This is a genomic window from Pseudomonas sp. AAC (assembly GCF_000725445.1).
GTDB classification, from domain to species: Bacteria; Pseudomonadota; Gammaproteobacteria; order Pseudomonadales; family Pseudomonadaceae; genus Pseudomonas; species Pseudomonas citronellolis.
This window is the reverse complement of sequence record NZ_KL647100.1, coordinates 132,361-151,069: the sequence shown is the minus strand read 5'-3', so window position 1 is coordinate 151,069 and position 18,709 is coordinate 132,361. Positions and strand designations below refer to the sequence as shown.

Here is an 18,709-nt window from a genome sequence, read left to right as displayed (position 1 = left end):
GTCTCCTCATGCCATTTTCTTGTTCGTCGGCCGCTCGGCGGCCAGTGCCTGTTCCAGCTGCGCACCGAAGGCGCAGACGCGTTCGTCGTCGCCCTTGCGGCCGACGATCTGCAGGCCGACCTTGAGGCCGCCGTGCTCCAGCTCCACCGGCACGCTCAGCGCCGGGTGGCCGCTGAGGTTGAAGGGGCGGACCAGGGAGGTCAGCGCGGCCACGCTCTTGCCGCTGCGCGCATCGCTGAGCAGCGGCGGCAGGCTGGCCAGGGTCGGCAGCAGCAGGATTTCGTAATCGTCCAGGGCGGAGTCGATGGCGCGGGTGAAGCTCGCGCGCACGCCTTCGGCCTCGGCCAGCTGCGCGGCGCTGGTGCGCCCGGCGGCAAGCAGGCGCTGCTCGACGTCGGCGCCCAGCAGGCCCTTGCCGGTGAACTGCCCCAGCGCCGCCCAGTTCTCGTGGTTGATGACGACGAGGCCGGCCTCGAAGGCCGCCTCGAACTCGCCCAGGTAGAGACTCGCCCGGCGCCAGCCGGCACGGTCGGCGGCGGCGCCCAGGCAGGCCTGGATGTGCGGGTCGGCGGGCACTTCGAGGAAGGCCACGCGGGCGTTGGCGCCGGGCAGGTTCACCGCGCCGAAGCCGGGGCAGAGCACCTGCATGGCGGCGACGAGGTCGGCCATGTTCGCGGCGAACGGCCCGACGCAATCCAGGCTGCTGTGTTCCGGGTGCACGCCCGCGCGGCTGACGCGGCCGAAGCTCGGCTTGAGCCCGGCCACGCCGCAGCAGGCCGCCGGCACCCGCACCGAACCGCCGGTGTCGGTGCCCAGGGCGATGTCCGCCAGGCCCGCGCCGACCGCCGCGGCGGAGCCGCTGGACGAGCCGCCGGGCACGCGCTCCGGCGCCTGCGGGTTGAGCGGCGTGCCGCTCCAGTCGTTGATGCCGGTGACGCCGAAGGCCAGCTCGTGCAGGTTGGTCTTGCCGACGATGCGCCAGCCGGCGTCGAGCACCCGCTGCACCACTTCGGCGTGGTGTTGCGCGGGCGCGCTGTCGGCCAGCGCGCGGCTGCCGCAACGCGTCGGATGGCCGGCGATGTCGATGGTGTCCTTGACGGCGACGCGCTTGCCGGCGCCGCCAGGTTCCAATTCAATGACGAATTCGCTGACGAAGATGCTCATGCCTCGCCCTCCGCGAGTGCGCCCAGCGGCATGGCCAGTAGCCGCCGGGTACGGAAATGGGTGATCTGCCAAGCCTCGCCGACACGGCGGAAGTCCAGGTTCAGGCGGGTGCCGAACAGTTCGCTGCGGCCGTCGACGTAAGTCGACAGCTGCTGCATCAGCCACTGGCCGCGCGCGGTGTCGCCGCCCTCCCCGACCTCGATCGACTCGCTGCCGAGGAAGTGCAGGTTGAGCGCGAAGTGCTCGGCCGGCGGCAGGTAGCCGGCGACGAACGCCGCCACCGCCGCGCGCCCTTCATGGCGGCCGAAGCTCTGCCCGGCGCGGGCGCCCAGGCCTTCCCAGATGGCGTCCTCGGCGAACAGCCCGGCCAGCTCGGTTTGCAATGCGAGGCTGTCGCGCGGGACGTCGCAGAGGTCCATGTAGCGGGCCATCAAACGGCGCACCGCGGCCTCGCCCTCCAGGCGCTCCAAGCGTGCTTGCAACTGCTCCAGGGCCTGGCCCATGGCTCAGCTCCGCGCCGCTTCGGGGATGCTCAGCGGGCGGCCGACGCGGGCTTCGATCCGGGCGTACTTCCACAGGCTGTACGGGCCGACCTGCACGGTGCGGAACAGGTTGCAGGCGTCGACCACGGTCTGGTGGCAGTCGACGTCGGCCATGATGTAGACGGTCCAGGGCGCGGTGTTGGAGGCGCCGACCATCAGGCGGTCGTCGTCGAGCACGCCGAGCACGTTCATGCCGGGCAGCGCGCCCAGTTCGCCCATCATCTGGCTGAAGCCCTTCCAGACGCTGATGCCTTCGCCGGTGGGCAGGTCGAAGAAGTTCTGCGTGATGCCGATGCAGAACAGCACGCGCATGGGTTCGGCGGTGGGTCGGGTCATGGTTTCTTGTCCTTGTGGTCGATCAGAGGTAGCCGGGGAACGGCGGCACATCGAGCAGCACGGAGCCTGCGCCGTCGTACATGCCGTCGCTGAGGAAGGCGTGCTGGGTCACCACCATGGCGTCGCGCAGGTAGCGTTGCAGCGGGTGGCGCAGGTAGATGGCGGTGGTGCCGGCCAGGGCGTAGGCGCGCTGCACCACCTCGGCGCCGGCGCGGGAGACGTGCACGGCGGACAGGCGCAACAGGCTGACCTGCTCGGGCGTCACGGCGTTGCCGGCGAGGATGGATTCCCAGACCTGCCCGGTGGCGTCGTAGAAAAAGCCGCGCGCGGCGTGCAGCTGCGCCTCGGCCTTGCCCAGCTCGATGCGCACGTAGGCGCGGTCGGCCAGTCTGGGCGCGCCGGTCACGCCGCTGCCGGAGGCCATGCGGGCGATCTCGTCGAGGGCGGCGCGGGCCAGGCCGAGGTTGACCACCGCCAGCACCTGGGCGGCGTAGGCGATGGTCGGGTAGCGGTACAGCGGCTCGTCGATGCTGCTCTGGCCGCCGCGGATGAAGGTCCAGGCGTCGGGCACGAAGACCTTGTCCAGGCGCAGGTCGTGGCTGCCGGTGCCCTTCAGGCCGACCACTTCCCAGTTCTCGACGATCTCCACGTCGCGGGCCCGCAGCAGCGCGGTGCGCGGCTTGCCGCCGGGGCCGCCGAGGCCGATGCCGACGCCGAGCACGTCGGCGCCCTTGCAGCCGCTGGCGAACTTCCAGGTGCCGCTGACGCGCCAGCCGCCTTCCACCTGCTCGGCCGGCTGGATCGGGAACAGGCCGCCGGCGAACACCAGGTCCGGGCCCTCGGCGTACAGCTCGGCCAGGGTCTCGCGCGGCAGCGCGGTGAGGTAGGTGCTGGCGCTGCCGAAGCTGGCCACCCAGCCGGCGGAGCCGTCGGCCTCGGCGATGCGCTCGACCAGGCGCAGGAACTCGGCCGGCGGCAGCGCGTCGCCGCCGAAGCAGCGCGGGGTGGCGGAGCGGTAGATGCCGGCCTCGATGAAGCGCTCGATCATGTCGCGCGGCACGTGGGAGCGGGCATCGAACTCGTCGCGGCGCTGGCGGACCTCGTCGAGCACCTGCTCGAACAGGCTGGCACGGCTGGCGAGGGGCGAATTTGTGGCGGCGGCGGCTGAACGCGGCATGGGCGTCTCCCTGTGTTCTTGTGGGCCGGCCGTCCGGTGGGAGCCGGCGGCCGTCGATGGGGCCCAGTGTAGGGAGCGTGCCGAGCGCGCCTCTATTGGGGCGTGCCGCCCGCGCGCTAAAGGAATCCCCTAGTGCCCGCCGGGTTGTTTCCTAGCGCCGACGCGCTAGGCTGCGCGCTATAAAAGCCGTGCCCCGCGTCCGGGAACGCGCATCGCCAAGAGTTGCCCGCCATGTTCCAGCCTGCCGAAACCGACTTCCACGCGCTCATCGAGGCCATGCCGCTGTGCATCCTGCTGCACGACGCGCAGACCAAGGAGATCCTCTGGGCCAACAGCGCCGCGCTACAGGCCCTGGGCTTCAGCCTGGAGGAACTGGTGCCGCTGAAGGCCCCGGACATGACCAACCCGGCCCCAAAGTACCGCCGCTCCATCGGCCTGCGCTGGCTGGAGGGCGCGGCGCGCACCGGGCAGCGCGCCATCGAGTGGTGCTACCGCTCCAAGCAGGGCGTGGACATCCTTTCCGAGGCGACCGCCACCCTGGTCCACCTGGCCGAGCGCGACGTGCTGATGGTGCAGTTCCGCGACATCTCCAAGGAAGACAAGGTCAAGCGCGAGCTGAAGCGCACCGAGAGCCGGCTGAAGGCCTTCATGCAGGACCTGGCCGAGGGCGTGGCGGTGCTCGGCCCCGACGGCGACATCCGCTTCATCAGCGATTCCGCCCTGGCCCTGCTGGGCGCCGCGGACCGCCGCCACCTGGGGCGCAACTTCCTCGACACCTGCGACGAGAAATCCCGCCAGCGCCTGCTCCAGCACCTCTCGCGCACGCCGCCGAGCCGCGAGCCCTACAGCGTCGGCTACCACCTGCGGCGTTGCGACGGCGACTGGCGCTGGCACCACGCCACCTGCCGCTACATCGAGATCGAGGACGACCTCAAGGGCCACCTGCTGCTGTTCCGCGACGTCAGCGAACAGGTGCGCGCCGAGGAGGCCCGCCGGCAGAGCGAGCAGAAGCTGGAATACCTGGCGCGCTACAACGCCATGGGCGAGATGGCCGTGGCCATCGCCCACGAGCTGAGCCAGCCGCTGGCGGCCACGCGCAACTTCATCGAGGGCTCGGTGATCCGCCTCGGCCAGCAGGGCGCGGTCGAACCGAACGTGGCCTGGGGCCTGGACAGCGCGGTGCGGCAGATCGAGCACGCCTCGGAGATCATCAAGAGCGTGCGCGAGTACGTGGTGCGCCTGGAGCAGGCCGAGCAGTGCGTCGACCTCAACGAGCTGCTGGCCGACGCCCGCTATTTCATCGACCTCAAGGGCCAGCCGGCCGGCGTGCGCCTGGAGCTGGCGCCCTGCGCCGAGGCGCTGCCGGTGAGCTGCGAGAAGGTGCTGATCGGCCAGGTGATCCTCAACCTGGCCTTCAACGCCATCGAGGAGATGGCCGAGCTGCCCGCCGAGCGCCGCCGGCTGCGCATCCACACCCGCCGCGAGGGCGACAGCGCCCTGCTCTGCGTCGAGGACCGCGGCCGCGGCATCGACGCCGGCGCGCGGGAGCGGCTGTTCGACGGCTTCTTCAGTTCCAAGGTCAGCGGCAACGGCATTGGCCTTGCGCTGTGCCGCAACATCGTGTCGCGCCACCGCGGCGACATCTGGGCGCAGAACGTCGAGCCCCACGGCGCCATGTTCTGCATCGCCCTGCCCTGCGTGAGGCCCGCCGACCAACGGTAGGGCGCGCCGCGCGAACCCCGCCGATGCTTGCCCTGGCGCGCCGGCACAAGCCCTGTCAGGGACAGACAAGGGCTTGGCACGCAGAACAAGGCAGCAGCGGGCAACGCCGGGCAGACTAGGGCTGCAGTCTTCTGCCCACACCGGTCCGCGGTCCGACCATCCAATAAAATCGAGGGAGCCACCCCCCATGCGAATAACCAGGATCCTTGCTCGTACCACGCTGGCGCTAGGCGTCTCGCTGGCCGCCGTCGGCGGCGCATTCGCCGACCTGCCGCCGGAGACCGTCGGCCAGACGACCCTGCCGTTCCCGCCGGACCCGCACCGCGCCTACGTCGTCGACGTGGAGTTCGACAGCTTCGTGACCGGCCGCGTGACCGTGGTGGACCCGGCGCAGAAGAAGATGCTCGGCATGGTCAGCACCGGCTTCGCCGCGCCTTCGACCCTGAGCCACGACCAGCACACCCTGTACACCGCCGACCTGTACTACTCGCGCGGCACCCGCGGCACCCGCACCGACGTGCTGACCGCCTGGGACACCTCCACCCTGTCGCCGTCCTGGGAAGTGGTGATCCCCAGCAAGCGCTCCGAATCCCTGACCCAGCGCTACGGCCTGGCGGTCAGCGGCGACGACCGCTTCGCCTACGTCTACAACTTCACCCCGTCCACCTCGGTGACCGTGGTCGACACCCAGGCCAAGGCGGTGACCGCCGAGATCGCCATCCCCGGCTGCGTGCTCAACTACCCGGTGGGCAAGCGCGCCTTCGCCTCGCTGTGCGGCGACGGCAGCATGCAGCTGGTGACCCTCGGCGAAGACGGCAAGGAAACCGCCCGCAGCCGCACGCCGTTCTTCGACCCGAACAAGGAGAAGCTAGTGGAGCGCGCCATCAACAATGGCGAGACCTACTACTTCACCACCACCGAAGGCGTCATCCACGCCATCGACTTTTCCGGCAAGCAGCCCAAGGTGCTGCCGACCTGGTCGCTGGTCACCGACGCCGAACGCAAGGCCGGCTGGGCCCCCGGCGGCTGGCAGGAACTGGCCCTGGCGCCGAAGCTGAACCGCCTGTACGTGCTGATGCACGACCAGCACGAGCCGATGAAGTGGGAAGACCCGAGCACCGACATCTGGGTCTACGATCTGAAGACGCAGAAGAAGATCGGCACCCTCAGCGCCCCGGCCCCGGTCTGGAGCATGACCGCCACCAGCGACGACGCCCCGCTGCTGTACGGCGCCAACGTCGAAGGCGGCCTGGAGATCTTCGACCTGAAGGCCGGCAAGCACACCGGCACCGTGGAAAAGATCGCCAAGACCGCCACCCAGGTCCTGACCCACTGACAGAGGCACGACCATGCAAGCCGATCCCATCTACGTGATCGCCGGCGCCGTCTCGGTGGCGGTGATCCTGGCCAGCGCCGCCAGCCACAAGTGGCGCGCGCCGGGGCGCTTCGCGCGGCAGCTGGAGGATTACCAGCTGCTGCCGCAGGCCCTGCTCAAGCCCGCCGCCCGCGTGTTGCCGCTGCTGGAAGGCGCCGTCGCCTTCGCCCTGCTGGTGCCGGCCAGCCGTTCGCTGGCGGCCCTGGCCGCCGCCGCGCTGCTGGCGCTGTACGCCGCGGCCATCGGCGTCAACCTGTGGCGCGGCCGCCGCGACATCGACTGCGGCTGCGCCGGGCCCGACCAGGCCCAGCCGCTGCGCCCGGTGCTGCTGGCGCGCAACGCCGTGCTCATCGCCCTGGCCCTGCTCGCCAGCCTGCAGCCGCAGGCCCGCGAGCTGGGCCTGTTCGACGGCTTCGTGACGCTGGCCGCCAGCGCCGTCGCCCTGCTCCTCTACGTCTCCGCCGACGGCCTGCTGGCCAACGGCCCCCGTCTGCTCAAACTCATTGGAAGGTGAACCATGGAAGCCATGATCGTTTCCAACATCCTGCTCTGGTGCCTGCTGCTGGCACTGGCATTCGTCGTCATGGGCCTGGTGCGCCAGATCGGCGTGCTGCACGGGCGCATCGCCCCGGCCGGCGCGCTGATGGTCGACAAGGGCGTCGCCGTGAATGAACCGGCCCCGCAGGTCACCGCCGCCGACCGCCACGGCCGCCCGGTGAACTTCGGCTACGCCGGCGAGAAGGCCCAGCTGCTGTTCTTCCTCTCGCCCACCTGCCCGATCTGCAAGTCGCTGCTGCCGGCGATCAAGTCCATCGCCAAGGAACAGGCGCAGCGCCTGGACGTGGTCTTCGTCAGCGACAGCGAGCCGGCCGCGCAGCAGGCGCTGATCGCCGAGCACAAGCTCGAAGGCGCCACCTACGTGGTCGGCCCGGAAGTGGGCATGACCTACCAGATCGGCAAGCTGCCCTACGCGGCGCTGATCGACCGGAACGGCATCCTCCGCGCCAAGGGCCTGGTCAACTCCCGCGAGCACCTGGACAGCCTGTTCGAGGCCGAGCACCTGGGCAGCGCCACCCTGCAGCAGTACCTGCAGGCCCAGCAGCCTCAGGTTCACAGCCACGAGCCCGGCCACGCGCACTCGCACAGCGCCCACTGAACAATAAAAAGGGATAACCGATGAAATTCCTCGACCAGCTCTTCGAGCGCTCCTCCCGTCGCATCGCCGACACCACCTCGCGGCGCAAGCTGCTCTCGCGCATGGGTTCGCTGCTGGTGGCCGGCGCCGCCCTGCCGGTGCTACTGCCCATCGACCGCACCGGCAAGGCCCTGGCCGCCGACAAGCCGATGGCCGGCGACCCGGGCGACCCCAACAGCTGCGACTACTGGCGCTACTGCTCCATCGACGGCTTCCTCTGCTCCTGCTGCGGCGGCAGCGTGTCCAGTTGCCCGCCGGGCACCGAGGTGTCGCAGGTGGCCTGGGTGGGCACCTGCCACAACCCGGCCGACGGCAAGAACTACATCATTTCCTATAACGACTGCTGCGGTAAGCACAGCTGCAACCAGTGCGCCTGCACCCGCAACGACAGCGAGGAGCCGGCCTACCGTCCGTTCAACAACAACGACGTGAACTGGTGCCTGGCGGCCAAGTCGCACATCTACCACTGCACCGTCTCGGTCATCCGCGGCGTCGCGGTATAACGCAGATGAAGCGCTCGCTGCCGACCCTCGCGCTGCTGTGCCTGCTGGCCGCCCCGGCGGCCCAGGCCCGCAGCATCCCCGACCCGCACCAGAAACACGCGCCGGGCAACGAGGCGCCGCAGACGCCGATCGCCGAGGCCGGCTACAGCAACGCCACCAACTACCAGCTGCAGTGCGCGGGCTGCCACCTGTCCGACGGCGCCGGCTCCAAGGCCAACGACGTGCCGAGGATGCTCGGCTTCGTCGGCAACTTCCTGAAGGTGGAGGGCGGCCGCCAGTTCCTGGTGCGGGTGCCGGGCATGTCGATGTCGGCGCTCAACGATGCGCAACTGGCGGACATGCTCAACTGGCTGCTGCGCAAGGACGGCATGGCCGGCAACAGCATGCCGGCCAGCTACGAGCCCTACACCGCGGAGGAAGTGGCGGGGATTCGCCACGAAACCATGCTCAACCTGCCAGGAACCCGCGCCCAGCTGATCGCCCAGATGCGCAAACAGGGCATCGCCATCGAAGATGGCATGGGCGACTGAAAGACTCCTTTGGTTCCGCTTCGGCCCGCCGTATGGCGGGCTTTTTTTGGCTGGCTTTTCGCGAACGGTGCTTGCTGGTTGCTTCGGCGCCGATTTCAGCTCCTTTCCCTCTCCCTAACCCTCTCCCTGAAGGGAGAGGGGACCGTTCGGCGCGGTCTGGTTTTCCCGAGTCAGCCGGCAACGCCGCAGGTTTCCGGCTGAAACCATTCCTTCTCTCGGCACGGACAAGCCCCCTCTCCCTTCAGGGCGGGGCGCGCAGCCGAGGGCTGGGGAGAGGGTGCGGAGTCAACCGGAAATACCATGATCGCCGGCGAGCACGGTTCGCGAGCAAGAAAACCAAGGCCCCCGGCTCTAGCACCGACCTTTGCGCGCCAAGCGTGAAACCTCCCCCACCGGCGTGCGACAATGCCTACATTTTGCGGAACCCATGCTGCTGGAGAACCTATGCAGATCCTCGATAATCGGAACGACCTCGCGGGCTACCTCGGCCAACAGCGCGACAAGAAGATCACGGTCGTCACCGCCTTCGCCGCCGGCACCGAACCCCTGGTGGAAAGCCTGCGCGCGAACGGCAACCGTCTGGACATAGTGGTCGGGACCATCAACTCCTTCACCTCGCCGGACTTCATCGAGTACTGCATCGGCGAAGGCGGCGACGACCTGGCCCTGTCCGTCGACTTCCGCTACCAGAAGAGCATCCACTGGAAGCTCTACCTGATCGAGCCGGACGTGGTCATCCTCGGCAGCGCCAACTTCACCGAACTGGGCGTCGGCCTGTCCCGCGACAACGCCGTGGTCATCCAGGACGCCGCGCTCTACCAGCAGCACCTGGCCCGCGTCGAACAGCTGAAGGCCACCGAAGGCGTGCTGCCCAGCACCCAGACCGAGGCCTTCGACGAGGCGCTGGAAACCTACCGCTGGAACCACCGCCGCATGCAGGCGGGCCTGGCGCGCACCGCGCAGTACCTGGACGGCGAGAGTTGGCTGGGCGAGGAGTCCAACCAGAGCATCCCGCTGTTCATCTGGTACAGCGACCACTCCGAGGACTCCGAGACCACCGCCGAGGGCTTCCTGCGCGCCAGCAGCGGCGTGGACTGGGACGACGTGCGCGAGTTCTTCACCTACGAATGCGCCGAGGGCGCCCTGCCCTACGAGGAAGGCGACGTGGTGCTGACCGCGCGCTGCAACGGCTCGCACATCGGCTTCTACACCTTCGACCGCATCCTCTACCGCGACGGCACCTACTACATCTATTCCTACCGCAAGAAGCGCTACCCGGCGCCGTTCAACCTGGACGACACCAAGGAAGGCCTGAAGGACGTCATCCCGCGCTGGTACGAGGAAGGCCGCACCGAGATGAACCGGGCGGACATCCTGCGCTTCATGATCTGAAGCCCCTCCCCGCGCCCTGCGAAAACGCCGCGAACGGTTCCCCGTCGCGGCGTTTTTCATTTGCGCTCCCGCTGGACGGCACCATCTTGAGGCCGCGGCGCCCGACTTCCGTGCACTTCTTCCCTCTCGCCACCTGGCTCCATGGCCGACGCAATGGCCATGCCCTCGCGCCACCCGGGCCGTGCCGACCTACGGCGCCCCTGTATCCAAAATTCCTGACGACCTGGCCAGGTTCTTGCTTCGCTCCGGACGGCGTGCAGGCGGTCGCTTGCGCATTTCTCGAAAGATTATTTTCTCTTTCGAATCAGATAGTTCAGATTGTCGAATAAGATTTTGTATACAAGGTAGTAGCCAAACAGGAACAACCGTGTTTACAGTGCTCGGCACAACAAAAACAAGCGAGTCCTCCAGCCATGAATGACCGTTCAGCTGTAGCGTCCTCCAGCACCCGCCCGGAAGACGAGAACCTCGGTGTCGGCGCCAACCTGGCGTACGGCCTGCAACACGTTCTGACCATGTATGGCGGCATCGTCGCCGTGCCGCTGATCCTCGGCCAGGCCGCCGGCCTATCGCCCGCCGAGATCGGCACCCTGATCGCCGCGTCGCTGTTCGCCGGCGGCCTTGCCACGCTGCTGCAGACCCTCGGCCTGCCCTTCTTCGGCAGCCAGCTGCCGCTGGTGCAGGGCGTGTCCTTCGCCGGGGTGGCGACCATGCTCGCCATCCTCACCACCGGCTACGAGGGCGGCGGCATCCCCGCGGTGCTGGGGGCGGTAATGGCGGCCTCGGCCATCGGCCTGCTGATCACCCCGGTGTTCTCGCGCATCACCAAGTTCTTCCCGCCACTGGTCACCGGCGTGGTCATCACCACCATCGGCCTGACGCTGATGCCGGTGGCCGCGCGCTGGGCCATGGGCGGCAACCCCAAGGCGGCGGAATTCGGCAGCACGGCGAACATCGGCCTGGCCGCGGTGACCCTGGTCATCGTGCTGTTGCTGAGCAAGCTGGGCAGCGCCGCCATCTCGCGCCTGTCGATCCTGCTGGCCATGGTGATCGGCACCGGCATCGCCTACGCCCTGGGCATGACCGACTTCTCCAAGGTCGCCGAAGGCCCGATGCTGGCCATGCCGGAGATCTTCCACTTCGGCATGCCGACCTTCCACCTGGCGGCGATCATCTCCATGTGCATCGTGATCCTGGTGACCCTGGTGGAAACCTCGGCGGACATCCTCGCCGTGGGCGAGATCATCGGCACCAAGGTGGACTCCAAGCGCCTGGGCAACGGCCTGCGCGCCGACATGCTGTCGAGCATCCTGGCGCCGATCTTCGGTTCCTTCACCCAGAGCGCCTTCGCCCAGAACGTCGGCCTGGTGGCGGTGACCGGCGTGAAGAGCCGCTACGTGGTGGCCACCGGCGGGCTGATCCTGGTGACCCTCGGCCTGCTGCCGGTGGTCGGCCGGGTGGTGGCCGCGGTGCCCCCGGCGGTGCTCGGCGGCGCCGGCCTGGTGCTGTTCGGCACCGTGGCGGCCAGCGGCATCCGCACCCTGTCGAAGGTGGACTACCACAACAACATGAACCTGGTGATAGTCGCCACCGCCCTGGGCTTCGGCATGCTGCCGATCGCGGCGCCGAACTTCTACCACAACTTCCCCGGCTGGGTGGAAACCATCTTCCACTCCGGCATCAGCTCCTCGGCCATCATGGCCATCGCCCTGAACCTGCTGTTCAACCACTTCAAGACCGGCAACTCGGACCAGCAGTCGGTATTCGTCGCCGCCGAGGAACGCACCCTGCGCTACCGCGACATCGCCGCGCTGAACGAGGGCGACTACTTCCTCAACGGCAGGCTGCACGACAAGGACGGCAACGAGGTGCCGGTGATCGACGAGGAGCACGAACAGGCCGAGCATGCGCCGCCAAGGACGGTGAAGGCTGCGGCGCATTGATGACGAAAAGCCCCTCTCCCGCAAGCGGGAGAGGGGGCTGTCCTGAGGGGCCGGGGAGTTCAGAGTCATCCTGATCCCTAACAGCACCGTAGGGCGTATAACCGTTCGCGGTTATACGCCCTACGCCGCCTCCCGCTGCTCCGGTTCCAGCAGGCCGATGAAGGCGCGCAATGCCGGGGTGTCGGTGCCGCGGCGCCAGAACAGCCAGGTGGTGGCTTCGGCGTGGCTGGGGGCCAGGTGGTGGATGGTCACGTTGCGCCCGCCGGCCAGGCTGTCGAACAGCGCCTTGGGGATGATCGCCACCCCGCCGCCGGCGGCTATGCAGGCCAGCATGCCGTGGTAGGACTCCATCTCCATGATCTTGCCCGGCACCACGCGCTGCTCGGCGAACCAGCCTTCCAGGCGCTTGCGGTAGGAGCAGGTGTCGCGGAAGGCGAACACCGTCTCCCCCGCCACGTCGCGGGCGTCGCGCACCGGCGGGTGGCCCTGGGCGCTCATCAGCACCAGTTCCTCCTGGAACACCGGGCGGCCGTCCAGCTGCGGGTGGTTGGCCGGGCCGTCGGCGAAGGCAGCGATGAAACGCCCGGAGAGCACGCCGTCGATCATCTCGCCCGAGGGGCCGGTGGAGAGGTCCAGCTGCACCTTGGGGAAGCGCTGGTGGTAGCGCGCCAGCAGCTCGGGGATGCGCACCGCCGCGGTGCTTTCCATCGAACCCAGGGAGAAGCTGCCGTGGGGTTCGGCGCCGCTGGCCACCTGGCGCGCCTCTTCCACCAGGTCGAGGATGCGCTCGGCGTAGTCGAGGAAGCTGCGCCCGGTGGGCGACAGGCGCAGGCGCGACTTCTCGCGGATGAACAGCTCGGCGCCCAGCTCGCTTTCCAGCTGCTTGATGCGCGTGGTCAGGTTCGACGGCACGCGGTGCAGGCGGCCCGCGGCGGCGGTGATGCTGCCGTCCTGGGCGACGGCGCGGAAGAACTCCAGTTGGGTCAGGTCCACGTTTCTCTCCGAGAGAATGATCCTTTCTGAATTATTCATTTGTCATGAATGAAGCGCCACCTTACTTTCTTCCCCATGCCGGCGCCAGTGGCGCCGGCCGGACAACCGACGCCGCCGACCGACGGCGGCCAGCCCCACCTGCCGTGCAAGGACCTTCCATGAACCAGATCGCCGCCATCCCCGCTGCCATCTCGCGCAGCCCCGCCACCGGCCAGGAACTGGCCCGCTACCCCTTCGAGGACGCCGCCCAGCTGGAAAGCACCCTGGCCCGCAGCGACGCCGCCTTCCGCCAGTGGCGCGAGACCCCGGTGGCCGAACGCGTCGCCGTGCTGCGCAGGATGGCCGAGGTGCTGCGCGCCAACGTCGAGCCCATGGCCCGCATGGAAGCCCGGGAAATGGGCATGCCGGTCACCCAGGCGCGCGGCGAGATCAACAAGTGCGCCAACCTCTGCGACTGGTACGCCGAGCACGGCCCGGCCATGCTGGAAGACGAGAAGACCAGCATCGAAGGCGCGTACATCTCCTACCTGCCGCTGGGCCCGGTGCTGGCCGTGATGCCGTGGAACTTTCCCACCTGGCAGGTCATGCGCGGCGCGGTGAGCATCATCCTCGGCGGCAACACCTACGTGCTCAAGCACGCGCCGAACGTCATGGGCTGCGCCTATCAGTTGCGCGATGCCTGGCTGCAGGCCGGCCTGCCCGAGGGCGTGTTCGAGGTGCTGAACGTGGAGCCGCCGCTGGTCTCCAAGGCCATCGCCGACGACCGCATCGCCTCCATCGCCGTGACCGGCAGCGTGGGCGCCGGCGCGGCCATCGCCTCCCAGGCCGGCGCCGCGCTGAAGAAGTGCGTGCTGGAGCTGGGCGGTTCCGACGCCTTCATCGTGCTGGCCGACGCCGACCTGGACGCCGCCGTGAAGGCCGCCGTGGCCAGCCGCTTCGGCAACTGCGGCCAGGTGTGCATCGCCGCCAAGCGCATGATCGTCGAGGAATCCATCGCCCCGGCCTTCACCGAGAAGCTGCTGGCCGCGGTCAAGGCGCTGAAGATCGGCGACCCGCTGGCGGACGACACCTTCGTCGGCCCCATGGCCCGCTTCGACCTGCGCGACGAACTGCACGGCCAGGTGCAACAGGCCATCGCCGACGGCGCCAGCCTGCTGCTGGGCGGCCACAAGCTGGAAGGCGAAGGCAACTACTACGCGCCGACCGTGCTGGCCGACGTGAAGCCGGGCAACACCGCCTTCGCCAAGGAAATCTTCGGCCCGGTGGCTTCGGTGATAGTCGCGCGCGACGCCGAGCACGCCCTGGAACTGGCCAACGACAGCGAGTTCGGCCTGTCCGGCGCCATCTGGAGCGCCGACAAGGCCAAGACCCAGCACATGGCGCGGCGCCTGGTCAGCGGCGGCGTGTTCATCAACGGCTTCTCCGCCTCCGACCCGCGCGTGCCGATCGGCGGCGTGAAGAAGAGCGGTTTCGGCCGCGAGCTGTCGCACTTCGGCCTGCGCGAGTTCCTCAACCCGCAGACCGTCTGGATCGACCGCAAGTAAAGCTATAGTCTTGGCTTCCAGCCCGCGCAGCTCTCCTGGGCGCGGGCGTTGCACGCCTCGGCAGGGTGCCGGGGCGTCGCCATTTCAGGAGGTCCCATGATCGAGCTGTACTACTGGCCCACCCCCAACGGCCACAAGATCACCCTGTTCCTCGAAGAGGCGGGGCTCGACTACCGCATCCACCCCGTCGATATCAGCGCCGGCGACCAGTTCAAGCCGGAGTTCCTCGCCTTCTCGCCGAACAACCGCATGCCCGCCCTCATCGACAGCGCCCCGGCGGACGGCGGCGAGCCGATCAGCGTGTTCGAATCCGGCGCCATCCTCGTCTACCTCGCGGAAAAGACCGGCCAGTTCATGCCGGCCGACGTGCGCGGGCGCAAGACGGTGCTGGAATGGCTGTTCTGGCAGGTCGGCGGCCTGGGCCCGATGGCCGGGCAGAACCACCACTTCGTGCAGTACGCGCCGGAAAAGCTGCCCTATGCCATGCAGCGCTACATCAACGAGACCAACCGCCTGTACGGCGTGATGGACAAGCGCCTGGCGAAAGTGCCCTACCTCGCCGGCGCGCAGTACAGCATCGCCGACATGGCCAGCTACCCCTGGGTGGTGCCGTGGCAGCGCCAGCAGCAGGACCTGGACGATTTCCCCCACCTCAAGCGCTGGTTCGAAGGCATAGCCGCCCGGCCGGCGACCGTGCGCGCCTACGAGAAGGGCCAGGCGTATTCGTCGCGGCCGTCGGTGACCGAGGAAGGCAAGAAGATCCTCTTCGGCCAGACCGCGGCCAGTGTGAGCAAGGGCTGACGCAGAGGCGCTCTTCGTAGGATGGGTTGAGCTTGCGAAACCCATGCGGCCGTGGTGATGGGTATCGCTTCGCTCAACGCCATCCTACGGGGGTTGTGTGTGGGGCGGAGGTATCGGTGTTCCGGCCAGCGGCGCATAACCGCGAACGGTTATGCGCCCTACGTCCCTGCGCCGAGGCGCTCTTCGTAGGATGGGTTGAGCTTGCGATACCCATGCGGCTGTGGCGATGGGTATATGGGGGCCCGCCGGTCACACCCGGAACTGCCCCATCAGCCCCTGCTGGTGATTCGCCAGGTCGTTCAGCGACTGGCTGATCTGCGCCGACTCCTGGGCCTGGCCGGACAGCGATTCGGTCACGTCGCGGATACCCGCCACGTTGCGGTTGATCTCCTCGGCCACCGCGCTCTGTTCCTCGGCGGCGCTGGCGATCTGCAGGTTCATGTCGTTGATCACCCCCACCGCCTCGCCGATGCGCTGCAGCGCGGCGACCGCCTGCTCCACCTGGCTGACGCTGCCCTGGGCCTGCTGGTGGCTGCTGTGCATGGCGGTGACCACTTCGCGGGTGCCGTTCTGCAGGCCTTCGATCACCTGGCGGATTTCCTCCACCGAGTCCTGGGTGCGCTTGGCCAGGTTGCGCACTTCGTCGGCCACCACCGCGAAGCCACGGCCAGCCTCGCCGGCGCGGGCCGCTTCGATGGCGGCGTTGAGGGCCAGCAGGTTGGTCTGCTCGGCGATGGCGCGGATCACCTCCAGCACCGAGCCGATCTGCTCGCTGCTGGCGGCCAGGCCCTCGACCTGGGTCATGGCCTGGCTCATGTCGCGGGCCAGTTCGTCGATGGCGCGGGTGGTCTGGTCGATCACCGCCAGGCCGTCGCGGGTGGCGCCGTCGGCCCCGCGGGCGGCGTCGGCGGCTTGGGCTGCGCTGTTGGCCACGTCGTGGGCGGTGGCGCTCATTTCCTGGGAGGCGGTGGCCACCTGCTCGATCTCGCGGAACTGCTGCTGCATGCCGGCGCTGGTCTGGGTCGACAGCGCGGCGGACTGGTCGGCGGTGGCGCGGGCGTCCTGCACCGAGGCCTTCACGTCGCGGATGATCGGCTGCAGTTTGTCGAGGAAGCGGTTGAACCAGCCGGCCAGTTCGCCCAGTTCGTCCTGGCCCTGGTATTTCAGGCGCTGGGTCAGGTCGCCCTCGCCGCTGGCGATGTCGCGCAGCATGCCGGCCACGCCGAGGATCGGGCGCGTCACGCCGCGAGCGGTCAGCCACAGCAGGACCAGCACCACCAGCGCCAGGCCGACGCCGAAGGCGGTTTCCCAGAGCGCGCCGCCGAGGTTGCGCGCATCCAGCTCGCCCTGCAGCTTCAGCGACGGCTCCAGCAGCACCGCGCGCGGCACTTCCAGCAGCACGCCCCAGTTCTTCGAATCGGGGATGGCCTGCAGCGGCTCGACCACCTGCAGCTTGTCCTCGCCCATCAGCGCCCTGGGCGTGCCGGCGGCCTGCACGGCGAGCAGTTCGGCGGCGTTGGCCACCGACTTGCCCAGCGGCTGGCCGAGCTGGTTGGCGTCCTGGCTGTCGCCGGCCAGCAACCCGGCCGGGCTGAGGATGCGGATAGCGCCCTGGCCGTCGTAGAGCGCGCGGTCGCCGTCCAGGGCCAGTTGCTGCAGGCGGCTCAGGCTGATGTCGGCGCCGACCACGGCCAGCAGCTTGCCGTTCTCCATCAGCGGGAACACCACGGTGGTCATCAGCACGCGCTGGCCGGAAGCGTCGTCGAAGTACGGGTTGAGCACGCAGGGCCGCAGGTTCTGCTTCGGGCACTGGTACCAGGTGTTGAACGGGGTGCCGTCGAGCATCGCGGTGGTGTCGGCGATCATCGCCTCGGTCACCGCCAGGCTGCTGTCGCCACTGGCCTTCTGCGCCCAGTAGGCGCCGAAGCGGCCCTTCTCGTTGCTGCCCAGGGCTTCCTGGCCGGCGAAGCGGGCGTCCTGGCCGTCGAGGGCCTCGGGCTCGAACACCACGTACAGGCTGAGCAGCGTCGGGTTGGACTTCAGGCCGTCGTGCACCAGCTTCACCAGGTCTTCGCGCAGCACCTGCGCATCGACGCCGTGCCGCGCGCTCTGGGCGCGCAACTGGGCGACCTGGCGGCTGAACTGGTCGCCGAAGTGGTAGACGTCGGTGAAGAAGCGCTGGATGGTCTCCGCCTGCTGCTCGGCCCGCGCCTGCATGCGCGCCTGGGCCGCATCCTCGAGCATCTGTGCATTGGCCGTCTTCACCAGTTGCAGGTTGTGGTTCATGCGCAGCAGCGAGCTGCCCACCAGCAAGGCCACGGTGCACAACAGGCAGAGGCCGGCCAGCAGGGTGATCTTCCACTGGATCGAAAGGCGCGTCAGGAACATGGGCGGAGGTCCTAGGAACGTGGGAGTGCCCCAGGCTATCGGCCTGGCGGGGGATTTCTGGAGGCGTCGGGCCAGTCGTTTTCCTGCTGCATCAGCGCGCGGTACTGGCCGGGGGTGGAGCCGGTCCACTTGCGGAAGGCCTTGTAGAAGGCGCTGGTGTCGGCGAAGCCGAGTTCCTCGGCCAGTTCGGCGAAGTTGCCTTCGCCGGCGTCCAGGCGGGCGATGGCCAGGTCGCGGCGCAGCTGGTCCTTCAGCGCCTGGTACGACTGGCCTTCGGCGGCGAGCTTGCGGCGCAGCGTCGAGGACGCCATGTAGAAGTGGCTGCCCAGCGCCTCCAGGTCCGGCCAGCGCTCGCAGCGCTGGCTGCGCAGGTAGGCCTTGATGCGCGCCGCCAGGCTCTGCGGGTCGCGGTAGCGCACCAGGATGTTGGCCGGGGCGCCGACCAGGAAGCGCCGCAGCTCGCGTTCGTCGCGGCGCACCGGCAGGGCCAGGGCCTCGGCGTTGAACAGCAGGCGCGTCTGCCGGCGGGCGAAGCGCAGGTTGTCGCTGAACATCACCCGGTAGTCCTCGATGTAGTCCGGTTGCGGGCTGCGCAGGTCGATGGCGAGGATGGGGATGCGCCGGCCCACCAGCCAGCAGGCCAGGCCGTGGACCATCAGGTACAGGGTGAAGTAGCAGAAGGCCCGCTGCGGCGGCGCCGCGCCCTCGTCGAGCTGGATGGCGGCCACCCCGTCCTGGCTCACCAGGCGTGGCTGCAGGCCGTCGAAGACCAGGCCTAGGAAGGCCAGGGCACGCTCCAGCGCAGCCTCCAGGGTCGCTTCGTGGATCGCCGTGCGGGCCATGAAGTTGAAGCTGCCGGACTTCATCCGCCGCGGGTTCATGGCGAAGAATTCGTCGTCCAGCGCCTTCGCCAGGCGCAGCCAGAGCCGCGAATAGGCCTGGATCGGCACCCGCGCGTAGGGCTTGCCGACGAGTTCGCCGGCGATGCCCGCCGCGGCCAGCAGCGCGGACGCGTCGAGGCCCTGGCGAACGGGTTCGGCCAGGGCCTCGTTGACCAGGCGGATGGAGATGGTGCCCTTCTCTACCGGCATGGCGCCTCGCGTC

General features: G+C 68.9%; 17 protein-coding genes and 1 pseudogene. 10 read left to right on the top strand and 8 right to left on the bottom strand.

Annotated elements, in window-relative coordinates:
- Positions 1-6 precede the first annotated feature (6 nt).
- Genes FG99_RS24225 through FG99_RS24210 form a run of 4 tightly spaced genes read right to left on the bottom strand, consistent with a single transcriptional unit; the run spans position 7 to position 3,219 of the window.
- Positions 7-1,164 carry an amidase gene (locus FG99_RS24225; RefSeq protein WP_043272667.1) on the bottom strand — a complete coding sequence of 386 codons (1,158 nt, stop codon included), beginning with the start codon at positions 1,162-1,164 and terminating at the stop codon, positions 7-9.
- A complete protein-coding gene (locus FG99_RS24220) occupies positions 1,161-1,667 on the bottom strand; it encodes a nuclear transport factor 2 family protein (protein WP_043272666.1) in 507 nt (168 codons plus the stop codon). Before FG99_RS24220 ends, FG99_RS24225 begins: the two co-directional genes overlap by 4 nt.
- A 3-nt stretch (positions 1,668-1,670) precedes the next feature.
- Positions 1,671-2,042 carry a hypothetical protein gene (locus FG99_RS24215; protein WP_043272665.1) on the bottom strand — a complete coding sequence of 124 codons (372 nt, stop codon included), beginning with the start codon at positions 2,040-2,042 and terminating at the stop codon, positions 1,671-1,673.
- A 22-nt stretch (positions 2,043-2,064) separates the two neighbouring features.
- Positions 2,065-3,219 (bottom strand): acyl-CoA dehydrogenase family protein, encoded by a 1,155-nt coding sequence (locus FG99_RS24210; RefSeq protein WP_043272664.1) that lies wholly within the window; start codon positions 3,217-3,219, stop codon positions 2,065-2,067.
- 231 nt (positions 3,220-3,450) lie between these two features.
- Here FG99_RS24210 and FG99_RS24205 point away from each other — a divergent pair, with 231 nt between their 5' ends.
- The 8 genes from FG99_RS24205 to FG99_RS24170 all read left to right on the top strand — a co-directional run bounded on the left by FG99_RS24205 (position 3,451) and on the right by FG99_RS24170 (position 11,879).
- Entirely contained in the window at positions 3,451-4,941 is a 1,491-nt protein-coding gene (locus FG99_RS24205; RefSeq protein WP_043272663.1) for a sensor histidine kinase, read from the top strand.
- Positions 4,942-5,128: 187 nt separating this feature from the next.
- A complete protein-coding gene (locus FG99_RS24200; protein WP_043272662.1) occupies positions 5,129-6,277 on the top strand; it encodes an amine dehydrogenase large subunit in 1,149 nt (382 codons plus the stop codon).
- A gap of 13 nt (positions 6,278-6,290) precedes the next feature.
- Positions 6,291-6,830: a MauE/DoxX family redox-associated membrane protein gene (locus tag FG99_RS24195; RefSeq protein WP_009622216.1), complete on the top strand. Its 540-nt coding sequence runs from the start codon at positions 6,291-6,293 to the stop codon at positions 6,828-6,830.
- Positions 6,831-6,833: 3 nt separating this feature from the next.
- Entirely contained in the window at positions 6,834-7,472 is a 639-nt protein-coding gene (mauD, locus tag FG99_RS24190) for a methylamine dehydrogenase accessory protein MauD (protein WP_043272661.1), read from the top strand.
- Between the two features lie 20 nt (positions 7,473-7,492).
- Positions 7,493-8,014, top strand: coding sequence for a methylamine dehydrogenase light chain (locus FG99_RS24185; protein WP_009622218.1), 522 nt, complete (start codon positions 7,493-7,495; stop codon positions 8,012-8,014).
- Between the two features lie 5 nt (positions 8,015-8,019).
- The gene (locus tag FG99_RS24180; protein WP_043272660.1) at positions 8,020-8,544 is read left to right on the top strand and encodes a cytochrome c family protein; all 525 of its coding nucleotides are present in this window, start codon (positions 8,020-8,022) and stop codon (positions 8,542-8,544) included.
- Positions 8,545-8,988: 444 nt separating this feature from the next.
- Entirely contained in the window at positions 8,989-9,936 is a 948-nt protein-coding gene (locus FG99_RS24175) for a phospholipase D family protein (protein WP_043272659.1), read from the top strand.
- Positions 9,937-10,349: 413 nt separating this feature from the next.
- A complete protein-coding gene (locus FG99_RS24170) occupies positions 10,350-11,879 on the top strand; it encodes a nucleobase:cation symporter-2 family protein (RefSeq protein ID WP_043272658.1) in 1,530 nt (509 codons plus the stop codon).
- 120 nt (positions 11,880-11,999) lie between these two features.
- On the opposite strand, the gene FG99_RS24165 is transcribed toward FG99_RS24170, so the two are convergent.
- Complete coding sequence (locus tag FG99_RS24165; RefSeq protein ID WP_043272657.1) at positions 12,000-12,872, bottom strand: putrescine utilization regulator PtrR; 873 nt, start codon at positions 12,870-12,872, stop codon at positions 12,000-12,002.
- Between the two features lie 158 nt (positions 12,873-13,030).
- Here FG99_RS24165 and FG99_RS24160 point away from each other — a divergent pair, with 158 nt between their 5' ends.
- Positions 13,031-14,416, top strand: a complete 1,386-nt coding sequence (locus FG99_RS24160) for an NAD-dependent succinate-semialdehyde dehydrogenase (RefSeq protein WP_043272656.1) — start codon at positions 13,031-13,033, stop codon at positions 14,414-14,416.
- A 96-nt stretch (positions 14,417-14,512) separates the two neighbouring features.
- Positions 14,513-15,217 carry a glutathione binding-like protein gene (locus FG99_RS24155; RefSeq protein ID WP_043272655.1) on the top strand — a complete coding sequence of 235 codons (705 nt, stop codon included), beginning with the start codon at positions 14,513-14,515 and terminating at the stop codon, positions 15,215-15,217.
- 249 nt (positions 15,218-15,466) lie between these two features.
- On the opposite strand, the gene FG99_RS33355 is transcribed toward FG99_RS24155, so the two are convergent.
- The 3 genes and pseudogenes from FG99_RS33355 to FG99_RS24145 form a co-directional block, all read right to left on the bottom strand.
- Entirely contained in the window at positions 15,467-16,222 is a 756-nt protein-coding gene (locus FG99_RS33355) for a methyl-accepting chemotaxis protein (protein WP_370311555.1), read from the bottom strand.
- Positions 16,223-16,324: 102 nt separating this feature from the next.
- Positions 16,325-17,434 (bottom strand): annotated as a pseudogene (locus tag FG99_RS33350) (HAMP domain-containing protein); the annotation flags it as partial.
- 206 nt (positions 17,435-17,640) lie between these two features.
- A complete protein-coding gene (locus FG99_RS24145; protein WP_043272653.1) occupies positions 17,641-18,696 on the bottom strand; it encodes an AraC family transcriptional regulator in 1,056 nt (351 codons plus the stop codon).
- Positions 18,697-18,709 lie beyond the last annotated feature (13 nt).